The sequence below is a fragment of the Nonomuraea sp. NPDC049725 genome (genome assembly GCF_040674795.1).
Taxonomy (GTDB): Bacteria; Actinomycetota; Actinomycetes; order Streptosporangiales; family Streptosporangiaceae; genus Nonomuraea; species Nonomuraea ceibae.
Window position 1 is genome coordinate 1 of the sequence record NZ_JBFANJ010000016.1, and the last position, 14,677, is coordinate 14,677.

At 72.0% G+C, this 14,677-nt stretch carries 15 protein-coding genes; 7 read left to right on the plus strand and 8 right to left on the minus strand.

The window, feature by feature from the left end; genetic code table 11:
* The 3 genes from AB0J53_RS33710 to AB0J53_RS33720 all read left to right on the plus strand — a co-directional run.
* Positions 1-743, plus strand: a 743-nt coding sequence (locus AB0J53_RS33710; protein ID WP_364179833.1) for a histidine kinase, incomplete at its 5' end; no start/stop codon positions are given.
* Between the two features lie 5 nt (positions 744-748).
* Positions 749-1,435, plus strand: a complete 687-nt coding sequence (locus tag AB0J53_RS33715; protein WP_219507120.1) for a response regulator transcription factor — start codon at positions 749-751, stop codon at positions 1,433-1,435.
* 36 nt (positions 1,436-1,471) lie between these two features.
* Entirely contained in the window at positions 1,472-2,899 is a 1,428-nt protein-coding gene (locus tag AB0J53_RS33720; protein WP_364179836.1) for a hypothetical protein, read from the plus strand.
* A 53-nt stretch (positions 2,900-2,952) separates the two neighbouring features.
* Here AB0J53_RS33720 and AB0J53_RS33725 read toward each other — a convergent pair whose 3' ends face one another.
* Entirely contained in the window at positions 2,953-3,498 is a 546-nt protein-coding gene (locus tag AB0J53_RS33725; protein ID WP_364179838.1) for a GrpB family protein, read from the minus strand.
* Positions 3,499-3,589: 91 nt separating this feature from the next.
* Between AB0J53_RS33725 and AB0J53_RS33730 the strand changes: the two genes are divergently transcribed.
* Positions 3,590-5,119, plus strand: coding sequence for an N-acyl homoserine lactonase family protein (locus AB0J53_RS33730; protein ID WP_364179840.1), 1,530 nt, complete (start codon positions 3,590-3,592; stop codon positions 5,117-5,119).
* 243 nt (positions 5,120-5,362) lie between these two features.
* Here the strand turns inward: AB0J53_RS33730 and AB0J53_RS33735 are convergent, their stop codons facing one another.
* Together AB0J53_RS33735 and AB0J53_RS33740 are read right to left on the minus strand one after the other, a co-directional pair.
* A complete protein-coding gene (locus AB0J53_RS33735; protein ID WP_364179842.1) occupies positions 5,363-6,169 on the minus strand; it encodes an alpha/beta fold hydrolase in 807 nt (268 codons plus the stop codon).
* 48 nt (positions 6,170-6,217) lie between these two features.
* Positions 6,218-7,390 carry an MFS transporter gene (locus AB0J53_RS33740; RefSeq protein ID WP_364179844.1) on the minus strand — a complete coding sequence of 391 codons (1,173 nt, stop codon included), beginning with the start codon at positions 7,388-7,390 and terminating at the stop codon, positions 6,218-6,220.
* Positions 7,391-7,582: 192 nt separating this feature from the next.
* Between AB0J53_RS33740 and AB0J53_RS33745 the strand changes: the two genes are divergently transcribed.
* The gene (locus tag AB0J53_RS33745; RefSeq protein ID WP_364179846.1) at positions 7,583-8,149 is read left to right on the plus strand and encodes a TetR/AcrR family transcriptional regulator C-terminal ligand-binding domain-containing protein; all 567 of its coding nucleotides are present in this window, start codon (positions 7,583-7,585) and stop codon (positions 8,147-8,149) included.
* Between the two features lie 162 nt (positions 8,150-8,311).
* On the opposite strand, the gene AB0J53_RS33750 is transcribed toward AB0J53_RS33745, so the two are convergent.
* Positions 8,312-9,463 carry a hypothetical protein gene (locus AB0J53_RS33750; protein WP_364179848.1) on the minus strand — a complete coding sequence of 384 codons (1,152 nt, stop codon included), beginning with the start codon at positions 9,461-9,463 and terminating at the stop codon, positions 8,312-8,314.
* Positions 9,460-9,999 carry a sigma-70 family RNA polymerase sigma factor gene (locus AB0J53_RS33755; RefSeq protein ID WP_364179850.1) on the minus strand — a complete coding sequence of 180 codons (540 nt, stop codon included), beginning with the start codon at positions 9,997-9,999 and terminating at the stop codon, positions 9,460-9,462. The genes AB0J53_RS33750 and AB0J53_RS33755 overlap by 4 nt, the downstream gene beginning before the upstream one ends.
* A 443-nt stretch (positions 10,000-10,442) precedes the next feature.
* Here AB0J53_RS33755 and AB0J53_RS33760 point away from each other — a divergent pair, with 443 nt between their 5' ends.
* Both AB0J53_RS33760 and AB0J53_RS33765 read left to right on the plus strand, forming a co-directional pair.
* The gene (locus AB0J53_RS33760) at positions 10,443-11,000 is read left to right on the plus strand and encodes a TetR family transcriptional regulator (RefSeq protein ID WP_364179852.1); all 558 of its coding nucleotides are present in this window, start codon (positions 10,443-10,445) and stop codon (positions 10,998-11,000) included.
* A 1-nt stretch (position 11,001) separates the two neighbouring features.
* Complete coding sequence (locus AB0J53_RS33765) at positions 11,002-12,195, plus strand: FAD-dependent oxidoreductase (RefSeq protein ID WP_364179854.1); 1,194 nt, start codon at positions 11,002-11,004, stop codon at positions 12,193-12,195.
* Positions 12,196-12,199: 4 nt separating this feature from the next.
* Here AB0J53_RS33765 and AB0J53_RS33770 read toward each other — a convergent pair whose 3' ends face one another.
* The 3 genes from AB0J53_RS33770 to AB0J53_RS33780 are packed head-to-tail and all read right to left on the minus strand — an operon-like array spanning position 12,200 to position 14,610.
* Positions 12,200-13,132: a hypothetical protein gene (locus AB0J53_RS33770; protein ID WP_364179856.1), complete on the minus strand. Its 933-nt coding sequence runs from the start codon at positions 13,130-13,132 to the stop codon at positions 12,200-12,202.
* Positions 13,129-13,584 carry an RNA polymerase sigma factor gene (locus AB0J53_RS33775; protein ID WP_364180208.1) on the minus strand — a complete coding sequence of 152 codons (456 nt, stop codon included), beginning with the start codon at positions 13,582-13,584 and terminating at the stop codon, positions 13,129-13,131. The genes AB0J53_RS33770 and AB0J53_RS33775 overlap by 4 nt, the downstream gene beginning before the upstream one ends.
* Before the next feature lie 60 nt (positions 13,585-13,644).
* The gene (locus AB0J53_RS33780) at positions 13,645-14,610 is read right to left on the minus strand and encodes an oxidoreductase (RefSeq protein ID WP_364179858.1); all 966 of its coding nucleotides are present in this window, start codon (positions 14,608-14,610) and stop codon (positions 13,645-13,647) included.
* Positions 14,611-14,677: the final 67 nt, after the last annotated feature.

A 14,677-nucleotide genomic window follows, 5' to 3' on the forward strand; every position in this document is an offset into this window, starting at 1 on the left:
ACAGCGAGACGTTCCGCCTGGTCGGTATCGCTTTCGTGGCCGCGTACGCGCTCGGCACCAGCGCGCGGGCGAGCCGGTCACGTACCGCGGAACTGACCGAACGGGCACGCCGCCTCGAACAGGAGCACGTCGCCGCGGTCGCCGAGGAGCGGGCGCGGATCGCCCGCGACATGCACGACATCATCACGCACGCCGTCGGGCTGATGGTCGTGCAGGCCGAGGCCGGGCCCGTGGTCGTCCGGAGCGACGCGCCCAGGGCCGAGGCCGTCTTCGACGCGATCGCCGACACCGGCAGAGGCGCGCTCACCGAGCTGCGCGGCCTGCTCGCGGCCCTGCGCACCTCGGCCGTCCCGGTGGGGGAGGACCTCGGGCCGGTGCAACCGCGCCTGGACGGGCTCGCCTCGCTGGCCGGGCGGAGCGGCCTGGATGTGGACATCACCGTGGAGGGCGAGCGGCGGCCGGTGCCCGCCGGCCTCGAAGCCGCCGTCTACCGGATCGTCCAGGAAGCCCTCACCAACGTGCGCAAGCACGCCGGGGTGGACGCCGTACGGCTGCGACTGCGATGGACCGCGCAGGACCTGGTCGTCGAGCTCGCCGACGAGGGCGGCGGCCCGGCCCGAGGCGGCAGCGGCTACGGCCTGATCGGCATGCGGGAACGCGCGGCGGCGTGCGGCGGGACCCTCACCGCCGGACCGGGACCAGCCGGCGGATACGTGGTCAGGGCCGTCTTTCCGCTTGAATAGCGCACATGCTGCGCGTGCTCATCGCCGACGACCAGGATCTCTTCCGGGCCGGGTTCGGCCTGATCCTCGGCGCTCAACCGGACATGCTGGTGGTGGGGGAGGCGGCGGACGGCGACGAGGCGATCGCGCTGGCCGGGCGGCTGCGTCCGGACGTCGTCCTGATGGACGTGCGGATGCCGGGCAGGAACGGCATCGAGGCCACCCGTGAGATCTGCGCGACCACCTCCGCGAAGGTGCTGGTGCTGACGATGTTCGACCTGGACGAGTACGTGTACGACGCCGTACGCGCGGGCGCGAGCGGCTTCCTGCTCAAGGACATCCGCCGCGACGAGCTGGCGCACGCGGTGCGCACCGTCGCCGCCGGTGAGGCGCTGCTGGCTCCCGCCGCCACCCGCAGGCTGCTGGAGAGCCTGGTCAGACGGCCGGCCCACGACCCGATGCCGCGCCTGGCGGGACGGCTGGAGGCGCTCACCGAGCGGGAGCGCGAAACGCTCAGGCTGGTCGCCCGCGGCCTGTCGAACGCCGAGGTCGCCGCCACGCTCGTGGTCACCGAGCACACGGTCAAGACGCACGTCAGCCGCATCCTGACGAAGCTGGGCCTGCGGGACCGGGTGCAGGCGGCGGTGTTCGCCTACGAATGCGGCCTGGTGGTCGCCGGTGAGAGTGACCTCGGGGATCATACTCAGGACTGACGCGCCACCGGGGTCGCCTCCAGCAACATCGTCGTCATGAGACGTGCCCTGATCCCGCTCGTCGCGGCTCTGGCCTCGGCTGTCCTGCTGCACTTCGGCACCGGCCTGCACCCCGTGGCCTGGCTGACCTGGCTCGCTCCCTTGCCCGTGCTGGTCGCCGCTCCCCGCGTGGGGGCCGGGCTCGCGTTCGCCTCGGGCGTTCTGGCCTGGCTGGGCGGGCAGCTTCAGCTGTGGCCGTACTTCGCCGGGACGCTCGAGATGCCCGCCCTGGTGGCGGCCGGTCTCCTCGGCGGGCCGGCGCTGCTGTACGGCCTCGGCGTGCTGCTGCACCGCTCGCTGCTGGCGCGGCGGCGGCCGTTGACGGCCGCGCTCGCCGTGCCGGCGCTGTGGGTCGGCGTCGAATACCTGATGGCGCGGGCCGGTCCGCACGGCGCCTGGTGGAGCCAGGCCTACACCCAGGCCGACGTGTTGCCCGTCCTGCAGACGGCGTCCGTCACGGGAGTGTGGGGGATCACCTTCCTGCTCCTGTTCGCGCCCGCCGCCGTGGCCGCGCTGCTCGCGCCCGGCGCGACGCACCGGCTCCACGTCGCGGTGACCGCGGGCGCGCTGGCGGCGCTGGTGGCGGCGTACGGCTTCACCCGGCTCGGCGCCGGCCAGGACGGCGAGGGGCGCCGTACGGTCGCGCTGATCTCCACCGACCACCCGCGCGACACCGCGGAGCTGGACTCCCCGCAGGGGCGCGACCTGCTCCGGCGCTACGGCCAGGCCGTCGACGCGGCCGCCGCCCGCGGGGCCGAGATCGTGGTGCTGCCGGAAAAGACGTTCGAGGCCGACACCCCTCGGCTGCCGCCGGCCGGGCCGGGGGTCGAGGTCGTCACCGGCGTCGCGCTCGGCGCCGGCGCGACGTGGACGAACACCGCGCTGGCCACTCCGACCGGCGTCCGCTACGACAAACACCACCTGATACCCGGGCTGGAGTCGGGGTTCACCCCTGGACGGGCGCTGGCCTTCCTCGACCGGACCACCCTGGGGCTGATCATCTGCAAGGACCTCGACTTCCCGTGGCTGGTGCGGCAGTACCGCCAGGCCGGCGCCACCGCGCTGCTCGCGCCCGCGTGGGACTTCGACGACGACGCCTGGCTGCACAGCCGGATGGCGATGGTCCGCGGCGTGGAGAGCGGGCTGTCGGTGGCTCGCGCGGCCCGCCAGGGGTTCCTCACGGTGAGCGACACCCGTGGGCGGGTGCTGGCCGAGGGCCGCAGCGGCGAGCCCGGGGTGAACACGGCGAACACGGCGAACACGGTCAACACGGTGTACGCGGCGCTGCCGCGGCAGGGCGCCTCCACCGTCTACACCAGCCTGGGCGACTGGGCCGCCTGGTCCTCGATCGGGCTCTTGATCGTCGCGCTCACCAGGCTCCGCACCCGCCAGGTCGGACCGGTCTTACCTGGTCAGAAGCAGTGAGCCGGCGTCACGGGTGCCCGTCCATGCCCCGCGGGGTGGTGGCGTCGGTCGGGTCAGGCGTCGCTGGGGCCCGGTCGCCAGCCGACGCGCTGGGCCCACGTGTCGGCGCGGCGCACGATGTCCCAGACGAAGGGCTCCTTGGCGGAGACATACCGTTGCCGGTCATCACGGAACTGCCGCGCGCACCGCCGCTTCACCTCGGCGAACTCGGCCGCGGCGTCAGGATGGGCGCGCAGGTAGTCGCGGAACAGCAGGGGCAGCTGCTGGGAGAAGCTGCCGAGCTCGCGTACGTGAACGTGGGTGCGGCGGCTGCCCGGGGCCTCGCGGAAGTAGCGCTTGGTCAGCTCGGGGTTGTCCGCCCGATGCGTCAGGCCGAGCCGCTCCAGCGGGACCCTGTACGCGTCCAGCGGTTCCAGCGAGCGTACCGAGATCTGGATGTCGATGACCGGTTTGGCGGCGAGGCCGGGCACCGACGTCGAGCCGATGTGGTCCACCCGTAGGGCGCCGTCGCCGAGTGCCCCGCGCAACGTCTTCCCGATCGCGGCGAACTCCGCCTGCCAGGCCGGGTCATGGTCCACGACCTCGATCGAATCGCCCATGCCCTGATTGTCCCTGCTGGGCGCACCAGGGCTTACGGCAGTCCTATTATGTAAACGCATCCGTATGCGTATACGAATTGGGGTGGCCGGGATGCTGAAGGTTCTGGGCAAGATCGGGTTACTCGTGCCCGCGTTCGCAGTCGGCACCGCCTGGCTGGTCGTGCTGCGGATGAAGGACGTGCCGGTGCCGCTGCTGGTGGTCTATGGACTGCTGCTGGCCGGGGCGGTGGTCGGGCTGTTGTGGCCCGGCGTGTTCGGCCGGTCGGCGGCACGGCGCCGGGTGCCGGCGTACCTCGGGGTCCTGGCCGGCCTGGCCACCTTCGGGCTCTACCTCGCGGTCGTCTACTACGTCACGGACCTGCCGGTGCTGCTCGCCCTGGCCGCCGTCGCCTGCCTGGCGTGGGCGGTGGTCGCCTACCTGCGCGGGCGCCGGGCGGCGGGCGGCCGGGAGGAGCGGAGCACCAGGCGCGCCTTCCTGTCAGGCGGCGCCGGGCTGGTGCTGGGAGCGCTGGGCGTACTGTCCGTCGATCGGGTGGAACGGCAGCGACGCGAGGTGCTGGCGAGGGGGGAGCAGGAGCGGCGGGCGGCCGTGCGCGCCCCGGGCGCGCGGCGGCGGATCGACGACGGCGCCGTACGGGTGTTCCCGATTCACACCGGCGACACCATCGTCACGTACGGCCAGTTCTACGGCGGTCTGGACGGCTGGGAAGGGCTGAACGGCTACCTGCGCACCCTGGTGGACAAGGCGCAGATCGCGGTGCCGGTGTTCGCCTACCTCATCGACCACCCCCGGCACGGCCTCCTGCTGGTCGACAGCGGCGTCAACTGGGAACAGGCCCACGATCACGACGGGTACTACAACCACAACCAGATGGTCTCGCGCCTGCTGACCCAGCGCGACGAGTACAGGCTGACCCCCGATCAGGACCTGCGGGTACGCCTGGCCCGGCTCGGCTACGACGCCAGGGAGATCACCACCGTGTTCCTCACCCACGTCCACGACGACCACGCCGGCGGGCTGCGCGGCCTGCCCCAGGCGACGGTGGTGCTGGACCGCCGCGACTGGGAGCACGGTGCGGTCTACCCGTACTCCTTCGACCTGGTCAAGGACAACCTGTCCTTCCCCGCCTTCGACTCCGGCGCCTTCGGCCCGTTCCCCGCCGCCCAGGACCACTTCGGCGACGGCAGCCTCGTCCTGCTCCCCACCCCCGGCCACTCGCCGGGCCACATGTGCGTGCTGCTGCGCCTGGACTCCGGCAGCGTGCTGTTCATGGGCGACACCCTCTACACCCTGCCCCACCTGGCCACGGACCAGGTCCGCCAGATGACCATCGGCGGCGCCGACACGAACCGCCAGCTCGAGGCCGCCCGGCGCATCCAGAGCCTGCTGGCCGCCGACCCCGCCACCGTGCCGTTGTTCGCCCACGACAACACCCGCTACCAGTCCGGCCCGGTCGCCTCCGCGTTCGCCCACGGGACGCCCGGCGAGGAAGGGGTACGGGAGCTGCGCCGGTACATGGAGACCGTCCTCACCCCCGGCTGGCGGCTGCGGCCCGGGCACACCCCCCACTTCGTGCCGCCCCCGTCCGGTGCCGACCTGGGGCGGGTGGAGTTCCGATGACCTCCACGCGGACGACGCCGACCTCGACACCGTGATCGACATGATCGTCGGGGCGGCCATGTACCGCATGCTCATCGACCCGGCCCCGCCGCCACCCGCCAGTACCTGCGGGCCGTCCTCCGCCACGCCGACCGGCTGCTGCGGCCCCCCGACGCGCCCCCTCCTCGGCAGGAACGCCTCGGGGCGCCACCGGAACGAGTCGCGCGGGTGAAGGCGTGCAGGCGGGGCGGGTTTCGGCAGGGGTCAGGCAGGGGAGGGCGTCACACCGGCCAGGAGCTTCGCCGTGTCTGCCGGCGACTCCACCGGGAAGTGGTGGCTGCCCAGGTCGACGAGCACGATGTCGAGCCGGTCACCGTAGCGGTCGATCGCATCCTGCGTGATGAGGTCACGGATCGCGAACACGGTGATCGGCTGCTCCGTCTCGCGCAGCGCCGCGTCCATGTCCCAGCGCACGAGGCCCTCGATGGAACGCAGCCCGGCGGGCTGACGCACGGCGGCCATCTTCTCGAAGTACGCGTCCTTGAGAGCCGGGTCGGTCCCGGCCGGCGAGCCTCCCTCCACCAGGCCCCGTACGCCCGCGGCGAAGTCCTCCCTGAACACGCGCAGCATCGCCTCGGCCTGCTGCTCGCTCATCGCCGGGAACAGGGACAGATAGTGCAAGGCGTCGAGCGCGACCACGTGCGAGACCCTGCCGGGCAGCAGCCGGCCCACCTCGACGGCGACCGCCCCGCCGAGGGAGTGCCCGGCCACGACCACCTTGTCCACCGACTCAGCCTCCAGCACCGCGGCCACGTCGCGGGCGAACTCTTCGATCGTCCAGACCTCCCGCGCCGACCGCGACTCGCCGTGCTCGGCGAGGTCGATCGCCAGCACGCGGTGGTCGTCGGGCAGATGGTCGGTCACCGCGTCGAAGTCGCCGCGGTCGCACGCCCAGCCATGAATGAGAGCCAGGGCCGGCCCTTCCGCCGGACCGCTGGCCGTGTAGCGGATCGTCGTGCCACCGGGCCGCCGTACCTCCCGGTCCTGCCTGATCCTGTGCGTAGTTGTCATGATTCGTCCTCATTTCGCGAAATTGGCAGGGATGTCTTCGTCGGGGCCTCAGTCGCAGGGAACCGTGGCCATGCGGGACTGGAGCCGTAGCTGGTTCAGGCGCAGGGCGAAGGCGGAGAAGGTGATCAGCGCGATCGCCAGCGCGTAGATCACGGTGGCGGACCTCAGTCCCAGGGCGGTGACGGCGATGCCGCCCAGCACGGCGGGCACGCTGTTGCCCAGATAGTTGATGACGTTCGCCAGCGCGAAGACCGCGCCGCGCTCGTGTGGCCTGGCGATCCGGGCGAAGGTGCCGAACGTGGCCAGCACCGACCCGCCGAAGCCGATGCCCGCGACGACGGTGCCGGCCGCGGCGAGCCAGACGAGATCGCCCGCCACGCCGGCGAGCGAGATCAACGTGCCGAGCCCGAGCAGCGCCGCGGCGGGGGCCAGCAGCGAGGACGCCGGGCGGGAGCGGAGCAGGGCGACCGCGAGCGCCGCGGTGCCCGCAAGCAGCGTCACGACGACACCGCCGATGAGATGGCTGCGCAGCCCCAGCAGCTCCGCGGCGACCGACGGGCCGAGGGACAGATACATGCCGGCCAGCGCCCAGGTGGCGATCATCGCCGGCACCAGCGGGACGATGTCGGCGCGCAGGTGTGCGGGCATCGCCACCCGGGGGCGAAGGGAGGCCAGCGCTCCCGGCCTGCGCAGCGACGTCTCCGGCAGCAGGGCGACGACCACCCCCGCCGCAACCATGCCTCCGAGCAGCAGCGCATAGATCAACCGGGTCGGTGCCGGACCGAACTCCACCAGCACACCACTGCCGACCGCGCCCAGAGCCAGCCCGGTCAACGGCGCCACCGACGTGACCACGCCCGCCCGGCCGCGAGCCGACTCCGGTTCGAGATCGACCAGAGTGGCGCTCAGCGCGGTCGTCGCCGCCCCGGTCGCGACACCCTGCAGCACCCGGGCGGCGGACAGCACCCACACGTCTCCCGCGACCAGGAACAGCACCAGCGCGACCGCCTCCAGCCCGATCGCCGCCGCGAGCACCGGCCGGCGACCGAGATGATCCGACAGCGCTCCCACGACCAGCAACGAGGCCAGCAGGCCGAACACGTAGAGAGCGAAGACCACGGTCAGCACCCACGCCGTGAACCGCCACTGCTGCTGGTAGATCACGTAGATCGGTGACGGCGCGCTGGAAGCGGCCAGGAACAGCACCAGGACGGCGGCCACGGACGAGAAGGCACCTCTCCACGGCCGGCGGTGCGGACCGGCGACAGGCGGTGCGGTGCCGGAGGACGCGGTATCGTAGGAATCAACAGACACTGGAACCTCGCAGTGATCGTTGCGTTAGTGGCTGGAAACGTACCACAAACGCAGTGATTACTGCGAATTAAAAGCAGCGATCGATGCAATAATGGAGACATGCCAGCTCAGAGCTCTCCACCGCGCACCGACAGCCGGCCCGGAGGTCGCTCAGCCCGGGTCCGGGCGGCCGTCCACCAGGCGGTCAAGGAACTGCTCGCCGACGAGGCCGGCGACGCGCTGACGATCCCGGTCATCGCCGCGCGCGCGGGGGTGCATGCCACAACCGTCTACCGCCGCTGGGGCTCCGTCGGCGAGCTGCTCGCCGACGTCGCGACCAGCCGCTTCTCCGGCGATGTCGTCGTCCCCGACACCGGCAGCCTCCGCGAGGACCTGGAACGCTATGCGTACGACCTCGCCAGGGACCTCAGCGACCCGGACACTCTCGCGCTGGTACGGGCCATCGTCGGCACGGGCGGGGAAGGCGCCGGCGTGTGCCGCATGGAGCGGCAGCGGCAGCTCGAAGCCATCATCGAACGCGAGCAGGGGCGGGGCAACGAGGTTCCGAGCATCGAACGCGCCATAGAGACCCTGCTCGCCCCCCTCTACTACCGGGCCGTCTTCACCGACCAGCCCCTTTCGCCCGAATGGGCGCGTTCGCTCGTGTCGCATCTGCTACCGAAATAACCTGACGCCGCGCCGCCGAGAACCTCGTCCGTGTGGCCCTCCCGTCAAAACGGGCAGAGGTGGCTATAGGCCGCAGGAGCCGGCGGGCGCTCCGGAAGCTGTGCCCCGCCAGCCGAGGCCAACCAGTGGCACGAGCGAGAGGTCAGCGGGGCCGCCGTGTTCTTACCGGCGGCTCTTCCCGCACCCCTTCGGCGGGGACGCGGGCGGTCCGGTCCAGCCCGATTCGGGGCCGCGGGCCTGGTAACCCATGACCTCTCCCTTGGTCGCTCCCAGGGCGGTGCGGGCCGCGTGGGAGACGCGCGCCAGCGTCACCCCCGTAGCCGGGTCGAGGATGTGCCTGTCATAGACCGGCAGTTCCTTGCGCGGCTTGTCGGAGTACACCAGGGAGCCTCCCGCGCCGCCGAAGTCCACGGACATGCCCCTTCTGCCCAGCGGGTCCGTCACCGTGCCCACGACCTTGGTGGTCGGCAGGCCGGCCAGAACGCGGATGATCGCGGCGCGCTGGGCGGGGCTGAGCGGCATGCTCAGGAGGTTCGCGGTGATCGGCAGGAACTTCTCGAACGGCTGCGTGAAGCCGCGGCCGTTCCAGGTCTCGTGATAGGCGCGGAACCGCTTCACGAGCTGGGCCGGATCGGTGGGGATCGCGGCGAGGTCCGCCATGGTGAACTCGCTGACCGAGGTGTCGGGGTAGGTTCCCGCGGGATTCAGGCTCAGGCTGTACGTGCAGTCCTCCGGCTCGTCGGCGACCGGAATCGGCTCGCACGGCCCGCTGGTCTCGCAGTGCCCCTTGACCTCGGCGGGAGCGCCCGCCGCCCGCCAGGCGCGCTCGTCCGCGGCCGTGGCCGGGCGGGCGCTGTCCTGCCGCCAGACCTGCGTGAGCACCGGATCCGCGGGATCGCGCGGCTGCCAGGTCTCGCGGCGTCCGGTCACGATGAGCCTGTAGCCACGGGCGGACAGCCTGTTGCCGTCGATTCGCACGTCCCGCCAGTAGGCGCCGCCGGCCGCGGGGAGCTTCTCGATCCTGTCGGCCAGGTCGTACAGTTCCTGGTTGGTCCTCGGCGGAGTGAGCACGGCTGGGGCCGGCGCCAGGTTCGTCACCACCGCGAGGACCAGGGCCACGATCGCGGCCGTGGACAGCGGCGCCCACAGGACCACCAGGCGGGAGCGCGGGGGACGGCCTGGGCGCGCGAGTGCTGGTGGCGCCTCGGCGGTGGCCCTGAGCAGCAGGTCGTCAGCGGAGACGCGTGATCCGCGGTCCAGCGAGGCCGGGCGGGCCAGGGCGAGCAGGTCCATCGCGTCGGGCTTGCGGCTCATCGCAGGTTCCTTCCTGGAACGGTCACGGGCTTGCGGGGTGTGGTGGTGCCGGTGGCTTCGACCGCCGCCTGGAGCCGGCGGCGCGCCCGGTGCAGGCGGACGAAGAAGGCGGCCTTGGTGCAGCCGAGCACCGTGGCCGCTTCCGTGGTGGACAGGCCGTGCCAGGTGGTCAGGGTCAGGATCTCCTTGTCAGCCTCGGACAAACCGGCCAGGGCGCGGAGTACGGCGACGCGTTCGGTGGCGTGCTCGCCCACGTCGGTGGCCGCCTCGTCGGTCCACCTGCGCAGTTCGGCTTCCAGGGATTCGCGCCGTGCGGCCTGCCGGTAGTTGTCACGCAGGATGTTGCGAGCGACGCGGAGCAGCCAGGGCAGTGGCGCCTGGTCGGGGATGCTGTCCAGACGCCGCCAGGCCACCAGGAAGGTCTCGCTGACCACTTCCTCCGCGAGTTGGTGCCCGGCGCGACTCGCCGCATAGCCGTACACCCGCGCTTGGTAGGTGTTGTAGAGCGCGGTGAAGCGCTCAGGTGGGTTTGGCAAGCCGGGTTCCTTCGGTCAGGGACGAACGTTCACAGAGCAAGTGGTCCGAAGGAAGGCTTTCTTACATCCCGATTCGGGCACGCCCCAGGGTGTCCGCACCTGGACCACGCCCTCGCTGCCGCGGGCCGCCCGGACCGCGGGCAGCACCCGGGCCGGCGAGGTGTCGCGTGGCAGCAGCCCGGCCGCCCCCGCCCGCCGCCTCCTCGGCGGTCGCCGCCTCTCCTGCGACCTCCAGGCCGCCCGCGGCCCGGAGGAGCGCCGGCCCGAGCCGCTCGCCGCCGACCACCACCACCTTGATCGTCTCCCGGTACGCCGGCAGGCCGCCCGGGATCGGCGCCCGGGGCCCCCGAACGGGGACTCTGCCCCTTGCCTACCGGACGCCCTTTTCGTTTTCTTGGTGCGCGTGCTACGTTGAATAAACGTTTACTCAATGAGGTGGGGCAGTGTCCAGGACACGAAGTGAGCAGGCGGCATGGCGCCGGGAGCGGCTGCTGGACGCGGCCTTGCGCGTGTTCGCCGACAAGGGCGTGGACGGGGCCACGGTCAAGGACGTGGCCCAGGCCGCCGAGGTGACGCCGGGGCTGCTGTATCGCTACTTCGACAGCAAGGAGGCGATGGTGGAGACGCTCCTGTCGGAGCGGGGGTTCCTGCCGCGCCTGCGGGAGTTGCGGGCCGAGCAGGAGAACGACCCGCGGCCGGCCGTCGTGGTGCTGGCCGAGACGCTGGCGGCGTTCGACCGGCTGCTGGCCGACAACGCCGAGCTGATGGCGGTGTTCTTCAGCTCCGCCCAGGCCCGCGTGCCGCTGGCGGCGCTCGTGGGCGAGGGCCAGCGGCTCATCGGCGACTTCCTGTTCGAACGCGTCGAGGCCGGCGAGCTGCGCCTGCACGACACGGTCACGGCCGCCAGGACCCTGTTCGCCACCGTCGCCGTCAACCGGCGGCTGGGCACCCCCGTCGACGTCGCGGCCCTGGTCGGGCTGCTTTTTCCGGAAGAAGGATGAGATGCGCGCACAGTGCTGCGTCGTCGGGGGCGGCCCCGCGGGCATGATGGCCGGGCTGCTGCTGGCCCGTCAGGGCGTGGAGGTGATCGTGCTGGAGAAGCACGCGGACTTCCTGCGCGACTTCCGCGGCGACACCGTCCACCCCTCCACCCTGCAACTGATCGCCGAGCTGGGCTGGATCGAGGAGTTCCTGGACCTCCCGCACACCAGGATGCCGCAGGTCACGGTCAACCTGGGCGGCCGGGACATCACCTTCGCCGACTTCAGCCGGCTGAACGTGCGCTGCCCCTACATCGCGTTCATGCCGCAGTGGGACGTGCTGGACTTCCTGGCCGGGAAGGCCACGGCCTACCCCTCCTTCCGCCTCGTGCGCCGGGCCCGGGCCACGGGACTGCTCACCGAGCGGGGGAGGGTGACCGGCGTCCTGGCCGACACCGCCGACGGTCCCGTGGAGGTGCGGGCCGACCTGGTGATCGGCGCCGACGGCCGCCATTCCACCGTACGGGCCGCCGCCGGCCTCACCCCGGTCAGCGCCTCACCGCCCATGGACGTGCTCTGGTTCCGCCTGCCCCGCCACCCGCTGGACGACGTGCCGTTCTTCCAGGGCGGCAAGGGGGCGCTGATCTCCATCGACCGTGGCGACTACTGGCAGCTCGCCTACGCGATCCCGGCCGGCGCCTTCGACGAGCTCAGGGCCGCCGGGCTGCCGGCGTTCCGGGACCGGGTGGCGCACCTGGCCCCCGCCCTGCGCGAGCGCGTGGAGGAGATCCAGGACTGGGAGGCGGTGCACCACCTGAGCGTCCGGGTGGACCGGCTGTCGCGCTGGCACCGGCCAGGAGTGCTGTGCATCGGGGACGCCGCCCACGCCATGTCGCCCGCGGGCGGCGTGGGCATCAACCTGGCCGTGCAGGACGCGGTGGCCACCGCCAACCTGCTCGGCCCGCTTCTCGCCCGGGGCGGCGTGCCGCAGGACGCCGACCTGGCCCGGGTGCAGGCACGCAGAGCACGCGCCGCGCGGATCACCCAGGCCTTCCAGCTCGGCATCCTGCGCGACCTCTACCCCAAGGACCTGGGCGACGACACGACCCGGCACGTGCCGCCGGTCCTCACGGCGTTCCGGACGCTGCCGCCGTTGCGCCACCTCCTCGGGCGTTTCATCGGCCTGGGCGTCCGCCCGGAGCACCTCGCCGCATGACGCGTCAGGGGCGCTCGAGATCGAAGGTCACGTCGGCCAGCCGCACCGCGCGCACCTGCCGATCCTCGATGATCTTCCTGAGCTGCTTGACGGTCACCAGCTGATCGACGTAGCCGTACGCGAGCCCTTCGCCCGACGCCTTGCGCAGCCGCGCCAGGTTCAGGTCGAACCGGCGCAGATTGGGCTCATCGTGCTGCCTCAGCGTCTTCACCCAGGACCGGAAGGCCGCCAGGTCCTCCGGAGGAAGATCACTGCACCTGGTCACCTGGCTCATCGGGGCGACGCCCAGGAACGTGGTCATGTCGCTGCCCCAGGTGATGGGCGCCGACCCTGGACGGGCCTCGTACACCACCTTCTCCGGGCACGCGCCGTACTGCTGGGCGAAGCCGACCAGCGAGTCGGCCGTGAGCGGCCGCTCGAACTCCACCACGGCGAGAGCGTTCATGTCCTGCGGCAACCTCGCCAGAACCTGCCGGATGTCCGGCTTGCGCTGGAGCTGGGTGCCCATGTTGAACAGCGCCTGGGTCAGCGTGGTGTTCGCCAGCTGCGCCCACGGCAGTTCCTCGACCCCGCCGAACAGGTTCTGCCGTACGGTGAAATCCGGCCGGCTCTGCAGGGCGAATCCGCCGTGCGCGCGCATCGGCGCGGCGGTCACCGTGAAGGACATCGACAGCGGCTCCGTCCGGCAGCACGTCCAGGACGTGACCGTGTAGGCGGGCTTGGCGATCTGCAGCGCGGTGCCGAGGACGTGGACCATCCGCCCCTCCCGGTCGCCGCGCGTCTGGATCAGCGCCGAACCGAGGGTCGCCACCAGCACGAGCGCCGTGAGGACGCCCAGCACGAGCACGGCGGTCCTGCGGATGCCACGGCGTATCGCGCGCCGGGTCGCCTTGGGGTCGAACTCGGGGATCAGCAGGGGTTCGGGCTGCTCGGTCATGCGTCGTCTCCGTAGCTGTCGGCGAAGGCGGCGCGGGCCCGCCAGATCGCGGTCTTCACCGCCGATGTGCTCTTCCCGGTCATCGCGGCCACCTCCACGAGCGAGAACCCCTCGATGTAGACCAGCAGGAGCAGCCTCCGGTGCTGCTCGGGCACCCGGTCCAGGGCCTCGCGGACGTCGACGGCGGCGACGTCGAGCGCGGGCACCGCCAGCTCGCCGGGATCGGGCAACGGCAGCTCCAGGCGGCGGCGCCGGGCGTGATCGATGAGGACGTTGCGCGCGATGGCGAGCAGCCACGCGCCGGGGTTCTCACCACGCCAGCCGAGCAACGCCCGGGTGGCCTTGATGAACGTCTCCTGGGCGAGGTCCTCGGCCAGATGGGGGTCTCGGGTGCGCCGCTGAAGGAACCCGCACACGAGCGGCCAGTACTCGCGGTACAGCTCCTCGATGATGGGGGCCTCCGGGCTTGAACGACAGTCACGTCATTGAGGACGAGCCGATACGCCCGATGGTCACAGACCATTTCCCGGCAGCGGAGTCGCCGTGGTGGACAGCGCGTACGTGACGCCCGTGAGCCGTTCGGAGAGCTGCCAGAGGCGGGCGGCCGTGGCGGTGTCGCGGACGGCGCGTTCGCGGGTCCGGCGGGTGGGCTCGCCGCACAGTTGCAGCACGCCGTCGGGGACGACGTAGCAGCCGCCCGGCAGATCTGGCTCGGTCGCCGCGTACAGGGAGGTCCTTGCGCCTTCCGGGGTGGGACGGAAGGCCGCGCGCACCAGCAGCCGCGTGAGGGTCGCGTACACCCGACCCCTGCCGCTGTTGGCGCCGCCGGTGAGCACGTTCGTCCGGGTGAGGCCGGGGGCGACGGCCATGCTGCGCAGCTTGCGCCCGGCGGCGTCGGCGCGGCGTTGCAGCTCGACGGCGAAGTACAGGTTGGCCCGCTTGGACTGCACGTAGGCGAACGCCGTGCGGTAGCGGCGTTCGGCGTTGAGGTTGTCCAGGTCGAAGCGGGCGAAGCGCTGGCCTTCGCTGCTGACGGTGACCACCCGCGGGTCGGGCGCGGCGAGCAGGTGCGGCAGGAGCAGGCCGGTCAGGGCGAAGGCGCCCAGGTGGTTGACGCCGAACTGCGATTCGAACCCGTCGGCGGTCCTGGCGTACGGCACCATCGCCACCCCGGCGTTGTTGACGAGCAGGTCCAGGCGGCCGAGGTCCCAGCCGGCGGCGAACTCCCGGATGGCGGCCAGGCTGCCCAGGTCCAGCCGTCGCAGCTCCAGGCGGGCGCTGCCCGTCTCGTCCCGCATGCGGGCGAGGGCGGCCCGGCCGCGTCCGGGGTCACGGCAGGCCAGGACGACGTGCGCGCCCCGGCGGGCCAGCTCGCGGGCGGTGACGTAGCCGATGCCGCTGTTGGCGCCGGTCACCATCGCGACGCGTTCGCTCTGGTCGGGGATGGCGTGGAAGGTCCAAGGGGGAGGGTTGCGCATGGTGTGTCACCTCAGGGGACGCAGGCGAATGTATCGCAACTCAAAGTTGCGATAAAGTCATCCTGTC